Raw genomic sequence first — 15814 nt, forward strand, 5'->3', positions numbered from 1 at the left:
CCGAGGTCACTGGAACTGTCTCCGTCTTCGCCTCATCTCAATTCCTCATCCCGTCCTCTCCTGGGTCATGGACTCCCCGTGTGGTCAGATCGCTCGTGCCAGGTCGAAGGTGAACCAGTCCGCGTCGACGAAGAAGTGGGCAACGCTGCCGCGACAGACCAGCGTGCCGGGAGGCATCCGACGGCCGTCAGGTATCCCGATTTCGCTCTTCTTGAGACGACTCAGGTTGTCCAGGTTCCCGAGCAGAAGCGATCCGCCGAACTTGTAGTCGCCCATCAGCGCCACCTTCTCACCGGCTATAAGCAGCGCGCGCGGGCCACTGACGTCAGTCGTCGCGCGAGCGGTGGCCTGGTCGGAGGCGATCTCCAGGATCGAGAAATCCGTGTAGGGGCAAGCCCAGACTCGATCGGAATCGACGTTGAGCGCATAACAGTCGGCGAGCCAGTAGTCGTCGATCGCCTCGTACTCCCACAGCTTCTCGAACATGGGTGACCATCGGACTATGCCCGCCGATCCCAGGGGCTCGGGTCCGGGGCTGCCCCAGCCGAAGTTGCCGAAGATCCCTTCGTCGAAGTAGCCGACCCAGATCCCCCCGCTGTCGTCAACGAGCATGTGCTCGATTCCGTCGCCCAGCGTGCCCTCGTGCACGACTGCGCCGTCGTGCCCGACGATCAGGGCGTTGCGCTCTGGTCCTTCAGGACGCCACGCACACCTTGCGCCAACGACGAGGAAGTCTCCGTTGGGCAGCTCCTGTATGAGCGGATGGGCAATCGGCAGCTCCTCCAGGACCACAGCGTGCGCGGGTGCCATGGAGGCAGAGCGGTACGCGCACAGGGCCACCTGGGGCCGAGACGACGTGCGAGTCTCGGGGAAGCTGGCAGAGCCAAGGCTTTCGAAGTGCGCCTCGATATCGCTCCGGGCAGTGGCATCCGCCCAGAGAGCGACGGAACCCGATGGTCCGGCGCTCACGGTGATTAGCTCGTCGAAGCCAGGAGGTGATTGGAGCGCCCCGACGTGCTCGAACCGATGCTCGGCACGCTTGCGCTTTTGGAAGATCGCCATGACTCGAACCGTAGTGACAGAAGTCCCGATCGGCGCGCCGATTTCGGTGGCCGCGTCGCTACTCCGCAGGACGACTGGATCGAAAGTGCGGCCACTGCGGCTGGCGAGGAACGGCCGAGCCCGACCGCGCCAGGTATGCTCCCAGAATTGGAAAGAGGCCCTCGAGAGGGCCTCTGACCTGCTGTTTCTCTGTGGGCGATACTGGGTTTGAACCAGTGACCTCTTCCGTGTCAGGGAAGCGCGCTACCGCTGCGCCAATCGCCCGTGATGTCCCAAGATCCCACATTCCGGCAGATCGGGCTATCGAGGTGGAGACGGGATTTGAACCCGTGTAGACGGATTTGCAGTCCGTTGCCTCGCCTCTCGGCCACTCCACCGTGGAGGCAGAAACTCTCCGAGCGGACAACGAGACTCGAACTCGCGACCTCAACCTTGGCAAGGTTGCGCTCTACCAACTGAGCTATGTCCGCTTGCGACCTCCGGCTGACCGGCGGTGCGAAGAGAACATTAGCCGAGACCCCCAGACACGCAAAATCGGGGTCCGGAACTGCGTGTTGCCGGTCTGTCGGGTCGCCGTACGCCCCGATAGATTGCAGTCATGCGCGTATGGATCAACGGCAATCTGCTCACCGACCCGCAGGCTCCGGCGGTGACCGTGTCCGACCACGGCTTCACGGTCGGCGACGGAGTCTTCGAGGCGATCAAGGTCATGGACGGTCAGGCGTTCGCGCTGACGCGGCATGTCGAGCGCCTGGCTCGTAGTGCCAAGGGCCTCGGTCTGCCGCCGGTCGACCTCGACCAGGTGCGGGGTGCGGTCGCCGAGGCGCTCGAGGGTCAGGACCTGCCGTTGGGCCGGATCCGGATCACCTACACCGGGGGAGTCGCGCCGCTCGGGTCCGGGCGTGGCGACGCGCCCGCGACGCTCGTCGTCGTGGCGGCGTCGATGGACCCCTACCCACCGACGACGTCGCTGGTGACGGTGCCGTGGCCGCGCAACGAGCGCGGGGCGCTGGCCGGGCTGAAGACCACGTCGTACGCCGAGAACGTCGTCGCGCTGGCCCACGCGGCCGAGAAGGGGGCGACCGAGGCGCTGTTCGGCAACCTCGCCGGCAACATCTGTGAGGGCACCGGCAGCAACCTCTTCTACGTCGTCGACGGCGAGCTGCGGACGCCGACCCTGGCCAGCGGCTGCCTCGCCGGCGTCACCCGGGCGCTCGTGCTCGAGTGGTACGGCGGTCGCGAGGTCGACGAGCCGCTGTCCGTGCTGGAGGGGGCCAGTGAGATGTTCCTGGTCTCGACGACCCGTGACGTGCAGGGCGTGCACCAGCTCGACGGACGTGACTACCCGGCGCCCGGTCCGGTCACCAAGGAGGTCGCCGAGGTGTGGGCTCGCCAGGAGGTCGCTCAGCTCGACCCGTGAGTCAGCTCAGTATGCTCAGACGGCGAGCAGCTGGTCAATCAGCTCGTCGACGTCGATGCGGGTGCTCTCGGTGCCGACCGGCACGCGGGCCAGGGTCCGGTTCACGAACTTGGTGATCTCGGTCGTCGGCGCCTGCACGAGCAGCTCGCCGTCGGGGGAGCAGAGCTCGATGATGACGACCGCCCGGCCGTTGGCGTCGAGGCACGGCCAGACGTGCACGTCGCCCTCGCCGGTCGGATCGGTCAGGCCGCGGGTCAGGAGGTCGCGGGCGAAGGTCCACACGACCTCGCAGATCTCGGTGCGGAACGTCGCGGTGACGGCGTAGGGGTCGGCCGCGTCGTACCCGAGGGTCGCTTCGAGGACGACGGTCTCGCCGTCGGCGTCGACACAACGCATGGTGATCTCCTGCGTCACGGTGTCGGCTGAGCGGCTTCGGTCGAAGTGCATCTCGGGTCCTCCCTGGAACTGGGGTGTCAGGGATGAAACGCACAGCCGCGAAAATCATGACGCGTGTCAAGATGAAATCTGGGTCACATTCCGAACGGGGGTGGATTCCGTGATGCCCGGGACCATGCGCTAGTGTTTCCGGCGCACCTGCGGGCGATTGGCGCAGTGGTAGCGCGCTTCGTTCACACCGAAGAGGTCACTGGTTCGAACCCAGTATCGCCCACCACCGCAGAGGTAGCGCGGCTCTGCCGTTTGCACCGAAGAGGTCACTGGTTCGAACCCAGTATCGCCCACCACGTTCTTGCAGGTCAGAGGCCGGTTTCCCCACGGGAAGCCGGCCTCTGTCGTGCTGCGTTCCGGGTGACCTGTCGTGATTTCTTGGAGCCCGGCCGAACTGGCGACGGGTCGATCGAAACTGGCGACAGGTCGATTGGAACTCACGACAGGTCGATTGGGACTCACGACGGGTCGCGACTGACGTCGAAGGTGATGCGGACACGCTGGCCCTCGGCGTACGCCGACCGCAGCCGGACCCGCGACGACGTGATCCGGCGGGGGAGCAGCGGGGCGCCGGAGCCGAGGAACACCGGCGTCAGGTTGAGGATGATCTCGTCGAGGAGCCGGGCGTCGTCGAACTGCCCGACCAGGTCGCCGCCGCCCACGACCCAGAGGTTGCGGCCGTCGGAGGCCGCCACCATGTCGTCGTACGACGACTCGACCGGGCCGGAGACGAAGCGGATGTCGACGCCGGGGATCGGTGGCAGCTCCCGGTGCGTGAACACCCAGCACGGGCGCTCGTCGTAGAAGGACTTCCACTTCGCCGGGTCGGCCAGGATCTGGTCGTGCTCGAGGACCCACTCGTAGGTCGTCGACCCCATCGCCATGACGCCGACGCCGGCGATGAACTCGTCCCAGCCGCCGGCGTCGGCGTCCTCGTCGTGCGGGACCTCGAAGAGCCAGTCCAGCGAGTTGTCGGCGTCGGCGATGAACCCGTCGGCGCTCGTTGCGGTGTAGTACTGCGTCCGGGCCATGGCCCGACGCTACGCCCCGTGAGTGGGGCTCAGCGCAGGTTGCGCGGCAGCAGGAACTCGCACTCGGGCCCGACGCAGGTGCGGGCCCGCACGAGGATCTTGTGGAACTCGGCGAGGAGCGACTCCTGCTTCGGGTCGAGGGCCAGGTTCTTGTACTCGTTGGGGTCGCTGCGGACGTCGTACAGCTCCTGGCGGATGTTGGACTTCGGGTCGCCCGGCTCGGCCTGCCACTCGGTGTAGAGGTACTGCCCGGTCCGGATGCCGGTGACCTTGCCCAGCATCATCTCGGCGGTGCGGGCTCCGACCGGCTGCTTCGCGGCCAGGGCGTCGCGGACCGCGTTGGTCGGCGTGGTCTCGGTGAGGACGACCCGGCTCCAGGAGTCGCCGCTCGTCTCGTCGCCCAGGCGGACCACGTCGAGCATGCTGCGACCGTCGACGGCCGGGCCGACCTTTGCGTCGCCGAGGTCGGAGAACGTCGAGGCGTAGTCGATCGAGAGGAACGGGTCGGTGCGCACCTCGCCCTTGGGGATGCCCGGCCCGCGCATCAGCAGCGGCACCCGCAGGGACGGCTCGTAGGGGAGCACCTTGCCGGTGGGGATGCCCTGCTCGCCGAGGAAGTAGCCGTTGTCGCTGGTGAAGACGACCACGGTGTTGTCGAGCTTGCCGGTCTTCTTCAGGTTGGCGATCATCCGCTTCACGGCGCCGTCGACGACGTACAACGACTCGGCGCGCTGGCGGGTGAGCTGGAGGACCTGCTTCATCTTGTCCTTGGACGGGTGGCCCTGGAGCCGCTTCGGCTTGTCGGCCTGGCGGTCGGGGTCCTTCCAAGTCGCACCGGGTGCCTTCTTGATGATGTCGTCGAAGGCACCGCGCATGCGCTTGGGCCGGGCCGGCGTCTTGACGTCCGGCGGGTCGTCGGACTCGTGCGGACCGCCGTGGTGGGGTGCGGTGAACGAGACGTAGTGGAAGAACGGGTCGTCAGCGGCTGCGGACTCCGAGACCATCTCGTTGGTCATGTCGGCGTACGCGTTGGTCTGGTACTTGCCCTTGAGCGAGATGTAGCCGTCACCGTTGTTGTTGAGCGTGGTGTCCCAGTAGCGGTAGGTACCGCCGTCGTCGGGGTCCGAGGGGGAGAGGCCGCCGTCGATGGATCCGTTCCAGAGCGCCCAGCCCTGGGGCACGTACTGCGTGGACGTGCCCGTGGTCCTGCCCGGCTCGGGCTGGCTGCCGTAGCCGTTGAGGTACTTGCCGAGGTACGTCGTGCGGTAGCCGGCGGCCGTCAGCCACACCGGGAAGGTCTCCGCGTCGTCGAACGACGGGAAGCCCCACGGCGGGTCATGGGACCAGACGCCGTGGTTGTGCGGGTACTGGCCCGACATCACCGAGGCGCGGGCAGGGCAGCACAACGGGAAGCTGGCGAACGCGTTGGTGAAGTTGACGCCCTGCTTGCCGATCAGCTTCTGCACGTTGGGCATGTAGCGCAGGTCGTCGGCGCGCATGTCGTCGACCATGATCATCAGGACGTTCGGCTTCGCGGTCTCGGCCGCCGTGGCGCGCACCGGACCGGCACCGTCGACGGCCACCGAGACCTTGAGGTCCGCCGACTTCTTGACACACGTGCGGTCGAAGTCGAGGCGGGTCAGCATCGAGGTGGGCTCGGCCACCACATGCGGGGCGCAGCCGCCGAGTGGGATCCGGCCCCGCCGCAGCTCCGTGGTCCTGCCGTTGACCGTCACGGAGAGCTGGTCGGTCCACGGCTTCGTCGCCGTACGCACCGAGACGCTGACCGTCGGGCCCGAGTTGTCGACGTAGACCCGCGTCTTGCGGGGCTCGTCCTTGCCGGAGTCGTACGGCGACTGCGGCAGGACCACCTCGGTCTTCTTCACCGGTCCGTCGTCGTTGACCCTGTCGTAGACGACATATCCACCGCAGGCCACCAGGGCCACGGCGAGTCCGACCAGCAACGCGCGCTTGCTCTTCTGCATCAAGTCCTCAGTCCGCGGGATACGCCCGCACAAGTTCGCCCGAGCACATGCCGATGGTAGGCGTCCGTGGAAAGACGGAACGGCTGACCCACCGACCCGTGGACAGTCGCGCGGGTGCGCCGTCGGCGGGACGGAAACCCGAGGGCGCCACGGCTGGCCGGGCCGATACGATCGCCCTGTCGCCGGACCGGCGACACCACCGCACGCCCCACCAAGGAGAACCAGTGTCCGACATCCACGTCGTCCTCGCCCACGCCGATGCGCGCGAGGAGCAGACCGTGACGACGGGCACCCGGGCCTGGGAGCTGTTCAAGGACGACCCGACCGTGATCGCGGCCCGGGTCGGCGACGCCCTCAAGGACCTCGCCTACGAGCTCGGTGACGGTGACGTCGTCGAGGGCGTGGTCATCGAGAGCGCCGACGGCCGCGACATCCTGCGCCACTCCACCGCGCACGTGCTGGCCCAGGCCGTCCAGGACCTCTTCCCCGACGCCAAGCTCGGCATCGGGCCGCCGATCGAGAACGGCTTCTACTACGACTTCGACGTCGAGACCCCGTTCCACCCCGAGGACCTCGTCAAGATCGAGTCGCGGATGCGCAAGATCATCAAGGAGGGCCAGAAGTTCTCCCGCCGTCCGATCCCGGACGCCGAGGCGATCAACGAGCTCCAGGACGAGCCCTACAAGATCGAGCTGATCGGCCTCAAGGGCGGCGGCAAGGCCGAGGATGCGGCCGAAGGGGCGAGCGTCGAGGTCGGCGAGGGCGAGCTGACCATTTACGACAACCTGAACCGCAACGGCGAGACGGTCTGGAAGGACCTCTGCCGTGGCCCGCACCTGCCCACCACCAAGCGCATCCCGGCGTTCAAGCTGATGCGCAGCGCGGCGGCCTACTGGCGCGGCGACGAGAAGAACAAGCAGCTCCAGCGCATCTACGGCACCGCCTGGGAGACCAAGGAGGCCCTCGAGGAGCACCTCCACCGCATCGAGGAGGCCGAGCGCCGAGACCACCGCAAGCTCGGCCGCGAGCTGGACCTGTTCAGCTTCCCCGACGAGATCGGGTCGGGCCTGCCGGTCTTCCACCCCAAGGGCGGCGTGATCAAGCGGGCCATGGAGGACTACGTCCGCGAGCGGCACATCGAGGAGGGCTTCGACTACGTCGGTACGCCGCACATCGCCAAGGAGGAACTGTTCCACACTTCCGGGCACCTGCCCTACTACGGCGAGGGCATGTACCCGCCCCTCGACGTCGACGGCATGGACTACCGCCTCAAGGCGATGAACTGCCCGATGCACAACCTGATCTACCGCTCGCGGCAGCGCTCGTACCGCGAGCTGCCGCTGCGCCTGTTCGAGTTCGGCCACGTCTACCGGCACGAGAAGTCCGGCGTGATCCACGGCCTGACCCGCGTGCGCGGCTTCGCGCAGGACGACTCGCACTCCTACGTGACCCCCGAGCAGGCACCCGACGAGGTGGCGCACCTGCTGAACTTCATGTTGTCGCTCCTCCGCGACTTCGGGATCGACGACTTCTACCTGGAGCTGTCGACCCGAGACGCGTCGAAGGACAAGTTCATCGGCTCCGACGAGGACTGGGCGATCGCCACCAAGGTCCTCGAGGAGGTGGCCACGGCCACCGGCCTGGAGCTGGTTCCCGACCCCGGCGGCGCGGCGTACTACGGCCCGAAGATCTCCGTGCAGGCGCGTGACGCGATCGGCCGCACCTGGCAGATGGGCACCGTCCAGTACGACTTCAACCAGCCGTCGGCCGACCGGTTCAACCTCGAGTACGTCGCCGCCGACGGCACGCGTCAGCAGCCGGTGATGATCCACTCGGCCAAGTTCGGCTCGATCGAGCGGTTCATGGGCGTGCTGGTCGAGCACTACGCCGGCGCGTTCCCGCCCTGGCTCGCACCGGTGCAGGTGCAGGGCATCCCGATCGCGGAGCGCCACAACGACTATCTCCTCGAGGTGGCCCGCACCATGAAGGCGCAGGGACTGCGCGCCGAGGTCGACCTGTCCGACGACCGGATGCAGAAGAAGATCCGCAACGCGCAGCTGCAGAAGGTGCCGTTCATGATGATCGCCGGCGACGCCGACGTGGAGGCCGGTGCGGTGTCGTTCCGCTACCGCGACGGCCGCCAGGACAACGGGGTGCCGTTGGCCGAGGCGATCGCCCGGGTGGCCGCCGCCGTCGAGTCACGCGAACAGGTCTGAGGGGGCGCCGCGGTGGCGTCGGAAGGGTTCCACCAGCAGGGGCCGGGGGAGCAGGACGGCCTGGAACGGATCTGGACCCCCCACCGGATGGCCTACGTCCGCACGGCGACGGAGGGTGACGGCTGCCCGTTCTGCTCGATCCCGGGACTGCCCGACGAGGAGTCCCTGGTGGTCGCCCGGGGTGAGCAGGCGTACGCCGTCCTCAATCTGCATCCCTACAACCCGGGTCACCTGATGGTGGTTCCCTACCGGCACGTGGCCGGGCTCGAGGAGCTGACCGAACCGGAGTCCTCCGAGCTGATGGCCCTCACCCAGCGGGCCATCCGGGTGATCAGGGGCGTCAGCAACCCGCACGCCTTCAACGTCGGGCTCAACCTGGGCGGCCCGGCCGGCGGTTCCTTGGCCGACCACCTGCACCAGCACGTCGTACCCCGCTGGTCGGGCGACTCCAACTTCATCACCGTCGTCGGCGGCACCAAGACCCTTCCGCAGCTCCTCCAGGACACCCGACGTCTGCTGGCCGAGGCGTGGGCCAGAGCCGAATGACGGTCCCGGACGCGGAACTCGCCGCCCGGCTCGTGCGTGAGGCCGGGCAACTGGCCGCGCGCATGCGGTCCGACGGTCTCGGCTCGCAGCAGAAGACGAACGTGGCCGACATCGTCACGGCCGCCGACCACGCCGCCGAGGCCCTGATCGTCCGCGCCCTTCGCGAGGCCCGCCCCGACGACTCGATCGTGGGGGAGGAGGGCACCGACCACCTCGGTACGTCCGGTCGCACGTGGGTGATCGACCCTGTGGACGGCACCTACAACTTCTTCCGCGGCATGGACTGGTGGTGCTCCGCCGTGGCCCTGACGGACCGCGACGACGTGCTGCTCGGCGCGGTGCACCACCCGGCGCGTGACGAGGTGTACGTCGGCGGGCCGGACCTCCCGTCGACTCGCAACGGGGAGCTGCTTCCCCGGATCGAGGACAGGCCGCTGGCGGAGTCGTGCGCCTCGACGTACCTGCATCCCCCGTTCTACGCCGGCGAGGTCGGCGCCGCCTTCACACGGGCGGTCGACGGCGCCGCGACGCTGCGGATGCTCGGCTCCGGGACGATGGACCACATGGCCGTGGCCAGGGGGCAGATGGACGTGCTCTTCCAGCACTCGGTGCCCGCATGGGACTGGTTGCCCGGCTCTGCGATCGTGCGGGGTGTGGGCGGCGCCGCCCGCCGTACGACGGCAGCAGGAGTGGTCTGGTCCGTGGCCGGGGTGCCCACTGCCGTCGACGAGGTGTGCGCGGCTCTCGACGCGGGTTGACCTGTCGGGATCAGAACGGGACCGACGTGGTCAGCAGCCCCGTGCCGGTGGCCCTGCCTGAGAGGATGCGGCAGAACTCGACGGCGTCCATCGCGATCGTGTCGGTGCCGGAACGCAGCTCGTCGGACGCCCACTGACCCCCCGCTGGGCCGGTGAGTTCGAGGTGGTACGCCTGCCCGTGCCGTTCTGCCCACTCGCGCACCACGTCGTCGACGATCACACCGTCGTGCTCGGGCGTGAGCTCGAGTGCGTGGCCGGTGGCCCGGGCCAGGTCGATCCGGTGCATCCACGGGTCGCGGGTGAGGATGGTGCCCATCAGGTAGCCCACCGTCCAGTACTCGGAGCGGCCGTCGACCTGCTCCGGCTCGGGCAGCTTCATGCGGCCTCCGGCGATGGCCAGCAGTCGGCGGCCCCGGACGGCCCTGCGGCCGATCCTCTCGGCCTCTGCGACGAGCTCGGCCGGACCGCGGTCGGCGCGCTCGTCGACCTGGACCTGGGTCAGTGAGTCGATCATCTGGCCACCGCGCGTGGCGTGCACCTTCTTGGCAGCCTTCTGCTGACGGGCGACTTCCATCGGGCTGGTGACCATGCTCGCCATCCCGAGAAGGTGCGAGGCGAGTTGTCGCACATCCCATTCGGCGCAGTCCGTGCGCAGGCTCCAGTCGTCGGGCCGCAGCTCGGCGAGCATTGCGGACATGCGGTCGTACTCGGTGGCGGCCAGCTGCATCGCCGTGTGACGGGGCAGCTGTGAGCGCCGTGGGGCGCGTGTGGGGGCAAGGGGGGCCGCGTGGTTCATGGGGCGGACTTTCTCGAGGGAGGAGCGGGATCTTCGGCGGGAAGGCCGACGGCATCGGCCCACATGTCGATCGCGCGGTCGAGGAGCCCGGCGTACCTGTCGCCACCGGGGTCGTTGGCGTGGTGCTGGTTGATCAGACCACCGATCAGGGCGATCAGGATCGCGAAGTCGTCCTCGGAGGTGACCCCGAGCTCGCGGACGTTCGCGGCCGCGCGCTCGAGAACGCGTACGGCGGGGGCGTAGGACTCAGGGCTCGGTTCGAACCCCGGGATGACCCGCTGGTTCATCAACTGGTGGCGCGGGAGGTCGTCGACGGCGAAGTCGAAGAAATGGCGCCCGTACTGCTTGGCGGCGGCGCGGGGGTGCTGGGGCAGCGCGCCTTCCAAGGCCAGCACCGACGACTCGTACTCGCTCCATGCCTGACCGAACATGGCGTCGTAGATCGCGTTCTTCGAGGCGAAGTGGGAGTAGAGCGACGGTGCTCGCATCCCGACGCGAGCAGCGACGTCGCGCAGGGTCAGCTCGGCGAGACCCGACTCGCGGGCGATCGCCCATGCGGCTTCGACGATCTCGCGCCGCGTGGCCTCGCGACGTTCGGCGTTCCTATCGCGGTTAGGCGCATCTAACATAGTTAGGAGCGTGCGCCGGGATCGCCTCCGTGTCAAGGGGTGGGCGACCTCGGATGCCACGGCGGCGCGGGCCCTTCTCGAGCCCGCAGCCACCGCGGGTCCACTCAGCTGATGAGGACTCCTGCATCGGTGCGGCCCTGGAACGCCAGGATCGCCGGGTTCACGATCTGCCCGTCCTGGATCTCGATCGACCGCCGGATGGTCTCGTCGGCGGCCCAGGCCTCGGGTCCGGCCAGGACCGTGGGCACGAACGGCAGCAGCGCCTCACTGTTCTCCCACGTGGCCGAGCTCCAGAGGTACGACGGGGTGTGGTCGACCGCGTAGTAGCCGATGTGGTTGCCCACGTTGAACATCGGGTCGTCGAAGGTGGTCGGCCGGGCCCAGCTGAAGCCCATCTCCTCGTCGCACGAGACGTCGACGATCAGGCTGCCGGGCCGGAAGGCGTCGAGGTCCTCGGTGCGCAGGTAGGTCAGCGGCGCCGCGGTGTCCTGCAGCGTGCAGTTGACGACGATGTCGCTCTCCGCGAGGAACGGCGCCAGCGGCACCTTGCCGGCGTCGGTGAAGACCTGGCTGAGGGCCGGCGCTTCCGGGTCGTGCTCGAAGCGGTGGATGCGCACCGAGTGGATCGGCGACGCCACGGCGGCCACGTCACGGATGGTCAGCACCCGGACGTCGTGGATGCCGCTGGCGCTCAGGGCGGTCACCGCGCCACGAGCGGTGGCGCCGAACCCGATGACCACGGCGGTGAGCTTGCGCCCGTAGCTGCCGGTGATGCCGCCCAGCGTCAGGGCGTGGATCACGGAGCAGTAGCCGGCCAGCTCGTTGTTCTTGTGGAAGACGTGCAGGCCGACGGTGCCGTCGCGGGTCCAGTGGTTCATCGCCTCGAACGCGACCAGGGTCAGCTTGCGGTCGATCGCTGCCTGGGTGAGCGCGGTGTCCTGCACACAGTGCGGCCAGCCCCAGAGGACCTGGCCGTCGTGCAGGGCCTCGACGTCTGCCAGCTGTGGCTTCGGAAGAAGGACGACGTCGGAGGTGGCGAGCAGCTCCTCACGCGTGGCGAACCCGGCCACCTGGTCGGCCAACGAGGCGTCGGTGTGGCCGAAGCGTTCGCCGTACCCGTGCTCGAGGGTGATGCGGGCGCGCACCTCCGGGGCGAGGCGCCGGAAGTGCTCGGGGTGGATCGGCAGTCGCCGCTCGTTCTCCTTGGCGGAGGTCGCGACGACACCCAGGCTCAGGGCCTGTGGCGCAGTCACCGTTTCTTTTCGGCGAGCTTGTGCATGTCGGAGGCGGCGGCGGTCTTTGCGTGCTTGTCGGCCCGCTTCTCCTTGATGGACTTTGCGGACTTCTTGGACATTCCTTGCCGTGGCGACTTGTCGGCCATGGTGGCTCCCTGATTGAAAGCCTGGTTGGCTCCGTGCCCTCCACGCTACGCCGACGCTGCAACCCCGCCGGTGGGGCGATACCCTGCACCCGCCATGTTGGAGAGATTTCGCGCGTTCTGGACCAAGTTGCTCAACCCCATTGCGAGGTTGTTCATCAAGCTCGGCATCAGTGCCGACGCGGTGACCTTCGTCGGCACTCTCGGGGTCTGCACCGGCGCCCTGGTGTTCTTCCCCCAGGGCAAGCTGCTGACCGGGGTGCTGTTCATCACCGCGTTCGTCTTCAGCGACCTCATCGACGGCCACATGGCGCGGGTCACCGGGAAGACGAACCGCTTCGGTGCCTTCCTCGACTCGACCCTCGACCGCATCGGGGACGGCGCGATCTTCGGTGGCCTGGTGCTCTACTACGCCGGCCCCGGTGACAGCCGCCTCTACCTGGTGCTCTCCCTGCTGTGCCTGGTGATGGGTTCGGTGACGTCGTACGCCCGGGCCAAGGCCGAGGGCATGGGCTTCCATGCCAAGGTCGGCATCGCGGAGCGCTCCGACCGGCTGGTCTCGATCCTCGTGATGACCGGCTTCAGCGCGATCTTCGACCTGCCCATCCTGATGGAGGTCACCCTCTGGGCGCTGGCCGTGGCCAGCACCGTCACCGTCTTCCAGCGGGTCTGGACGGTCCGCCAGCAGGCGTACGCCGAGGCCGCGAACTCCTGATCCCACCACCGCGGAAGCCGGTCGGTCGACGGGGCCGGCCGTACCACCGGCCCGGGTGAACTGAACGGTGTACAGGCGACTAGGCTGGAGCCATGGCAACTGATTCCCCCGAAACCACCGTCGTCCCCGCGCAGCAGGCGCAGGCGACGGGCACGTCCGGCGTCAAGCGCGGCATGGCCGAGATGCTCAAGGGCGGCGTGATCATGGACGTCGTCAACGCCGAGCAGGCCAAGATCGCCGAGGACGCCGGCGCCGTGGCGGTGATGGCGCTCGAGCGCGTTCCCGCCGACATCCGCGCCCAGGGTGGCGTGTCGCGGATGAGCGACCCCGACATGATCGACTCCATCATTGCCGCCGTCTCGATCCCGGTGATGGCCAAGGCCCGCATCGGTCACTTCGCCGAGGCACAGATCCTGCAGTCCCTCGGTGTCGACTACATCGACGAGTCCGAGGTGCTCACCCCGGCCGACTACGCCAACCACATCGACAAGTGGACCTTCACGGTCCCCTTCGTCTGCGGTGCGACCAACCTCGGTGAGGCGCTGCGCCGCATCACCGAGGGTGCGGCGATGATCCGCTCCAAGGGCGAGGCCGGCACCGGCGACGTCTCCAACGCGGTCACCCACATGCGCACGATCAACGGGGAGATCCGCCGGCTCGGCGCGCTCAGCGCCGACGAGCTCTACGTCGCCGCGAAGGAGCTGCAGGCACCCTACGAGCTGGTCAAGGAGGTTGCCGCCCACGGCAAGCTCCCGGTCGTGCTGTTCACCGCGGGTGGCATCGCCACTCCGGCCGACGCGGCGATGATGATGCAGCTCGGCGCCGAGGGCGTGTTCGTCGGCTCGGGCATCTTCAAGTCCGGCAACCCGGCCCAACGCGCCGAGGCGATCGTCAAGGCCACCACCTTCTACGACGACCCCGACGTGGTCGCCAAGGTCTCCCGCGGTCTCGGCGAGGCGATGGTCGGCATCAACGTCGAGGACATCCCGCAGCCACACCGCCTCGCCGAGCGCGGCTGGTGACCTGCCGCATCACATGGTGACTCGAGGAGCCCGGCGTACGCCCGAGGAGGAGTTGGTCGACTTCGCCCGCCTCCAGGTGCGTGCCGGGCTCCTGTCATCTCCCGACATGCTGGCCGAGGTCGTGCAGGCGATCGACGCAGAGATGCCCGGCACCGACGCGACCATCCTGGCCCGGGCCTGGCTGGCCAAGGCGGGAGCCGACCTGCGCTCGGAGTCGGGCGCCTGGCCCGAGACGACGGACTTCGACCGGCTCCAGGCCGTCTTCGCCGAGTGCGCGTCGCACGGCGTACGCGTTCTGCAGGGCGTGGCCGACCACTGGGCGGCAAAGGCAGAGCTCGAGCGTGACGGAGCGAGCCTGCGCGGCATCTTGTGGTTCACACCCCCCGACGTCTGGCACGCCATCGACGAGGGCATGCTCGAGGTCAACCTCTGGCACGCCTCCACGGCCAACGCGGCACCTGGTGACCACCTGCTCGACGCAGTCCTCTCCTGCTTCTCACGCCACGGACTGACTGCCAGGTTCGACGAGGGCCGCATCGAGGTCACCGCGTTCTGGCAACGCCGCCCCGCCCCATGAATGACTAGGCACCATGGCCCGATATGACTATTTCTGCGAGTCTGGCGTCAGGAGGGGTCTAGACCACCGTTGAGTAGTCGTGACAGGGGACTGTACTTCCCTGCACTACGACTGATGACAGGGAGCAGAAATGAAGAAGTCGACCAAGGGTTCGATCGCCGCGGCGGCTGCGGCAGTGTTGTTGCTCGGTGGGGCCGGTTCGCTGGCCTACTGGAGCGACTCGACCCCGTTGAGCGGCGGTGACATCGATTCCGGGGAGCTCTCGCTGAGCGACGCCACCTGCGACGCAGGATGGGTCTACGGGCCGGGCAATGCCAAGGCCGGCCAGGCCGTGGGCTTGATCGTGCCCGGCGACACGATCGTCAAGGACTGCGAGTTCACCATTGCCGCAGCCGGTGACAACCTCACTGCGACGCTCACGACGCCGGACACCGCCGACGTGACCGTGACCAGCACTCCGGAGCCGACCACGTTGGTGCTCAACGTCGACGCCACCTACGTCGACCAGGACGACGCACCTCTTCCGGTGCAGGTCACCAGTGCGAACGACGGCGACGTCGTGACCGCGACGCTGGCCGTGGAGTTCCCCTTCGGTGACGTGGCCGCGATCAACGCCAACGACACCCAGAACCTCGCGGCGACTCTCGACGCCATCACGGTGACGTTGACCCAGACCGAAGCCTGATGGTCCGGGGCCCACTCGGGTGGGTCGGCCGGGTCCTCTCCTGGCTGGTGATCCTGAGCGTCGTGGTGATCCTGGTGGTGGCGGTTCTCATCCCCAGGCTCGGCGGGGCAACGCCGTACACGATCCTGACGGGTTCGATGAAGCCGGACATGCCGCCGGGAACGCTCGTGGTGGTCAGGCCGGTCGACGAGGACGACGTCCGGGTCGGCTCCGTGATCACCTACCAGCGCGAGTCGGGCAAGGCGACCGTGGTGACGCACCGGGTGGTTGCCAAGGGGTTCAACAGCGTGGGCGAGATCCAGTTCCAGACGCAGGGCGACGCGAACGACACAGCTGACGAGGAGTGGGTCAGACCGGTCCAGGTCAAGGGCGAGAAGTGGTACTCGGTGAGATACCTCGGCTACGTGAACAACATGCTGAACGGAAAGGAGAGGCAGATGGCGGTCTACGCCGTTGCTGCATTCCTTCTCGGGTATGCCGCGTTCATGCTGACCGGTGCCGTGCGCGACCGCCGCAAGGAACGGGCGAGCTGATGATCAGGTCCCTG

17 protein-coding genes and 4 tRNA genes are annotated in these 15814 nt (G+C 68.1%); 10 read left to right on the top strand and 11 right to left on the bottom strand.

Going from position 1 to position 15814, the window contains the following annotated elements:
• Nucleotides 1-84: 84 nt before the first annotated feature.
• The 4 genes from ASH02_RS10610 to ASH02_RS10625 all read right to left on the bottom strand — a co-directional run bounded on the left by ASH02_RS10610 (nucleotide 85) and on the right by ASH02_RS10625 (nucleotide 1532).
• Nucleotides 85-1062: a hypothetical protein gene (locus ASH02_RS10610; protein ID WP_057294715.1), complete on the bottom strand. Its 978-nt coding sequence runs from the start codon at nucleotides 1060-1062 to the stop codon at nucleotides 85-87.
• 192 nt (nucleotides 1063-1254) lie between these two features.
• Nucleotides 1255-1326, bottom strand: a tRNA-Val gene (locus ASH02_RS10615).
• Between the two features lie 42 nt (nucleotides 1327-1368).
• A tRNA-Cys gene (locus ASH02_RS10620) sits at nucleotides 1369-1439 on the bottom strand.
• Between the two features lie 20 nt (nucleotides 1440-1459).
• Nucleotides 1460-1532, bottom strand: a tRNA-Gly gene (locus ASH02_RS10625).
• Between the two features lie 128 nt (nucleotides 1533-1660).
• Here ASH02_RS10625 and ASH02_RS10630 point away from each other — a divergent pair.
• Nucleotides 1661-2482, top strand: a complete 822-nt coding sequence (locus tag ASH02_RS10630) for an aminotransferase class IV (protein WP_057294716.1) — start codon at nucleotides 1661-1663, stop codon at nucleotides 2480-2482.
• Nucleotides 2483-2497: 15 nt separating this feature from the next.
• Here ASH02_RS10630 and ASH02_RS10635 read toward each other — a convergent pair whose 3' ends face one another.
• Nucleotides 2498-2929, bottom strand: a complete 432-nt coding sequence (locus ASH02_RS10635; RefSeq protein WP_162250913.1) for an SsgA family sporulation/cell division regulator — start codon at nucleotides 2927-2929, stop codon at nucleotides 2498-2500.
• A 151-nt stretch (nucleotides 2930-3080) separates the two neighbouring features.
• On the opposite strand from ASH02_RS10635, the gene ASH02_RS10640 reads away from it, so the two are divergent.
• A tRNA-Val gene (locus ASH02_RS10640) sits at nucleotides 3081-3155 on the top strand.
• 232 nt (nucleotides 3156-3387) lie between these two features.
• On the opposite strand, the gene ASH02_RS10645 is transcribed toward ASH02_RS10640, so the two are convergent.
• Both ASH02_RS10645 and ASH02_RS10650 read right to left on the bottom strand, forming a co-directional pair.
• The gene (locus tag ASH02_RS10645) at nucleotides 3388-3960 is read right to left on the bottom strand and encodes a dihydrofolate reductase family protein (protein ID WP_056677360.1); all 573 of its coding nucleotides are present in this window, start codon (nucleotides 3958-3960) and stop codon (nucleotides 3388-3390) included.
• A gap of 29 nt (nucleotides 3961-3989) precedes the next feature.
• The gene (locus ASH02_RS10650; protein ID WP_056677363.1) at nucleotides 3990-5945 is read right to left on the bottom strand and encodes a sulfatase family protein; all 1956 of its coding nucleotides are present in this window, start codon (nucleotides 5943-5945) and stop codon (nucleotides 3990-3992) included.
• Nucleotides 5946-6169: 224 nt separating this feature from the next.
• On the opposite strand from ASH02_RS10650, the gene thrS reads away from it, so the two are divergent.
• From thrS to ASH02_RS10665, 3 genes are read left to right on the top strand one after another with little or no spacing between them, the layout of a single operon-like run.
• Nucleotides 6170-8161: a threonine--tRNA ligase gene (thrS, locus tag ASH02_RS10655; protein ID WP_057294717.1), complete on the top strand. Its 1992-nt coding sequence runs from the start codon at nucleotides 6170-6172 to the stop codon at nucleotides 8159-8161.
• 12 nt (nucleotides 8162-8173) lie between these two features.
• Nucleotides 8174-8707 (top strand): HIT family protein, encoded by a 534-nt coding sequence (locus ASH02_RS10660; protein ID WP_057294718.1) that lies wholly within the window; start codon nucleotides 8174-8176, stop codon nucleotides 8705-8707.
• Nucleotides 8704-9465, top strand: coding sequence for an inositol monophosphatase family protein (locus ASH02_RS10665; protein ID WP_057294719.1), 762 nt, complete (start codon nucleotides 8704-8706; stop codon nucleotides 9463-9465). Before ASH02_RS10660 ends, ASH02_RS10665 begins: the two co-directional genes overlap by 4 nt.
• A gap of 10 nt (nucleotides 9466-9475) precedes the next feature.
• On the opposite strand, the gene ASH02_RS10670 is transcribed toward ASH02_RS10665, so the two are convergent.
• The 4 genes from ASH02_RS10670 to ASH02_RS27280 all read right to left on the bottom strand — a co-directional run bounded on the left by ASH02_RS10670 (nucleotide 9476) and on the right by ASH02_RS27280 (nucleotide 12271).
• Nucleotides 9476-10261, bottom strand: coding sequence for a maleylpyruvate isomerase family mycothiol-dependent enzyme (locus ASH02_RS10670; protein ID WP_200959117.1), 786 nt, complete (start codon nucleotides 10259-10261; stop codon nucleotides 9476-9478).
• A complete protein-coding gene (locus ASH02_RS10675; RefSeq protein ID WP_082620853.1) occupies nucleotides 10258-10890 on the bottom strand; it encodes a TetR/AcrR family transcriptional regulator in 633 nt (210 codons plus the stop codon). Before ASH02_RS10675 ends, ASH02_RS10670 begins: the two co-directional genes overlap by 4 nt.
• Before the next feature lie 104 nt (nucleotides 10891-10994).
• Nucleotides 10995-12143 carry a N(5)-(carboxyethyl)ornithine synthase gene (locus tag ASH02_RS10680; protein WP_056677377.1) on the bottom strand — a complete coding sequence of 383 codons (1149 nt, stop codon included), beginning with the start codon at nucleotides 12141-12143 and terminating at the stop codon, nucleotides 10995-10997.
• A complete protein-coding gene (locus ASH02_RS27280) occupies nucleotides 12140-12271 on the bottom strand; it encodes a hypothetical protein (protein WP_268788277.1) in 132 nt (43 codons plus the stop codon). Before ASH02_RS27280 ends, ASH02_RS10680 begins: the two co-directional genes overlap by 4 nt.
• A 94-nt stretch (nucleotides 12272-12365) precedes the next feature.
• Between ASH02_RS27280 and pgsA the strand changes: the two genes are divergently transcribed.
• The 5 genes from pgsA (at nucleotide 12366) to ASH02_RS10705 (ending at nucleotide 15800) form a co-directional block, all read left to right on the top strand.
• The gene (gene pgsA, locus ASH02_RS10685) at nucleotides 12366-12983 is read left to right on the top strand and encodes a phosphatidylinositol phosphate synthase (RefSeq protein WP_056677381.1); all 618 of its coding nucleotides are present in this window, start codon (nucleotides 12366-12368) and stop codon (nucleotides 12981-12983) included.
• A 92-nt stretch (nucleotides 12984-13075) separates the two neighbouring features.
• Nucleotides 13076-14005, top strand: a complete 930-nt coding sequence (gene pdxS / locus ASH02_RS10690; protein ID WP_056677384.1) for a pyridoxal 5'-phosphate synthase lyase subunit PdxS — start codon at nucleotides 13076-13078, stop codon at nucleotides 14003-14005.
• 16 nt (nucleotides 14006-14021) lie between these two features.
• The gene (locus tag ASH02_RS10695) at nucleotides 14022-14582 is read left to right on the top strand and encodes a DUF6891 domain-containing protein (RefSeq protein WP_156393505.1); all 561 of its coding nucleotides are present in this window, start codon (nucleotides 14022-14024) and stop codon (nucleotides 14580-14582) included.
• A 130-nt stretch (nucleotides 14583-14712) separates the two neighbouring features.
• Nucleotides 14713-15267: an alternate-type signal peptide domain-containing protein gene (locus tag ASH02_RS10700; RefSeq protein ID WP_056677388.1), complete on the top strand. Its 555-nt coding sequence runs from the start codon at nucleotides 14713-14715 to the stop codon at nucleotides 15265-15267.
• The gene (locus tag ASH02_RS10705; protein WP_057294721.1) at nucleotides 15267-15800 is read left to right on the top strand and encodes a signal peptidase I; all 534 of its coding nucleotides are present in this window, start codon (nucleotides 15267-15269) and stop codon (nucleotides 15798-15800) included. Before ASH02_RS10700 ends, ASH02_RS10705 begins: the two co-directional genes overlap by 1 nt.
• The last annotated feature ends 14 nt before the right edge of the window (nucleotides 15801-15814 follow it).

Origin of the sequence: Nocardioides sp. Soil796 (genome assembly GCF_001429525.1) — a bacterium.
In the GTDB taxonomy this organism is placed as follows: domain Bacteria; phylum Actinomycetota; class Actinomycetes; order Propionibacteriales; family Nocardioidaceae; genus Nocardioides.

Coding starts and splice junctions, on each gene's coding strand:
- ASH02_RS10610 (WP_057294715.1), bottom strand. CDS start 1,062: ATGGCGATCTTCCAAAAGCGCAAGCGTGCCGAGCATCGGTTCGAGCAC.
- ASH02_RS10630 (WP_057294716.1), top strand. CDS start 1,661: ATGCGCGTATGGATCAACGGCAATCTGCTCACCGACCCGCAGGCTCCG.
- ASH02_RS10635 (WP_162250913.1), bottom strand. CDS start 2,929: ATGCACTTCGACCGAAGCCGCTCAGCCGACACCGTGACGCAGGAGATC.
- ASH02_RS10645 (WP_056677360.1), bottom strand. CDS start 3,960: ATGGCCCGGACGCAGTACTACACCGCAACGAGCGCCGACGGGTTCATC.
- ASH02_RS10650 (WP_056677363.1), bottom strand. CDS start 5,945: ATGCAGAAGAGCAAGCGCGCGTTGCTGGTCGGACTCGCCGTGGCCCTG.
- ASH02_RS10665 (WP_057294719.1), top strand. CDS start 8,704: ATGACGGTCCCGGACGCGGAACTCGCCGCCCGGCTCGTGCGTGAGGCC.
- ASH02_RS10670 (WP_200959117.1), bottom strand. CDS start 10,261: ATGAACCACGCGGCCCCCCTTGCCCCCACACGCGCCCCACGGCGCTCA.
- ASH02_RS10675 (WP_082620853.1), bottom strand. CDS start 10,890: ATGTTAGATGCGCCTAACCGCGATAGGAACGCCGAACGTCGCGAGGCC.
- ASH02_RS27280 (WP_268788277.1), bottom strand. CDS start 12,271: ATGGCCGACAAGTCGCCACGGCAAGGAATGTCCAAGAAGTCCGCAAAG.
- pgsA (WP_056677381.1), top strand. CDS start 12,366: ATGTTGGAGAGATTTCGCGCGTTCTGGACCAAGTTGCTCAACCCCATT.
- pdxS (WP_056677384.1), top strand. CDS start 13,076: ATGGCAACTGATTCCCCCGAAACCACCGTCGTCCCCGCGCAGCAGGCG.
- ASH02_RS10700 (WP_056677388.1), top strand. CDS start 14,713: ATGAAGAAGTCGACCAAGGGTTCGATCGCCGCGGCGGCTGCGGCAGTG.
- ASH02_RS10705 (WP_057294721.1), top strand. CDS start 15,267: ATGGTCCGGGGCCCACTCGGGTGGGTCGGCCGGGTCCTCTCCTGGCTG.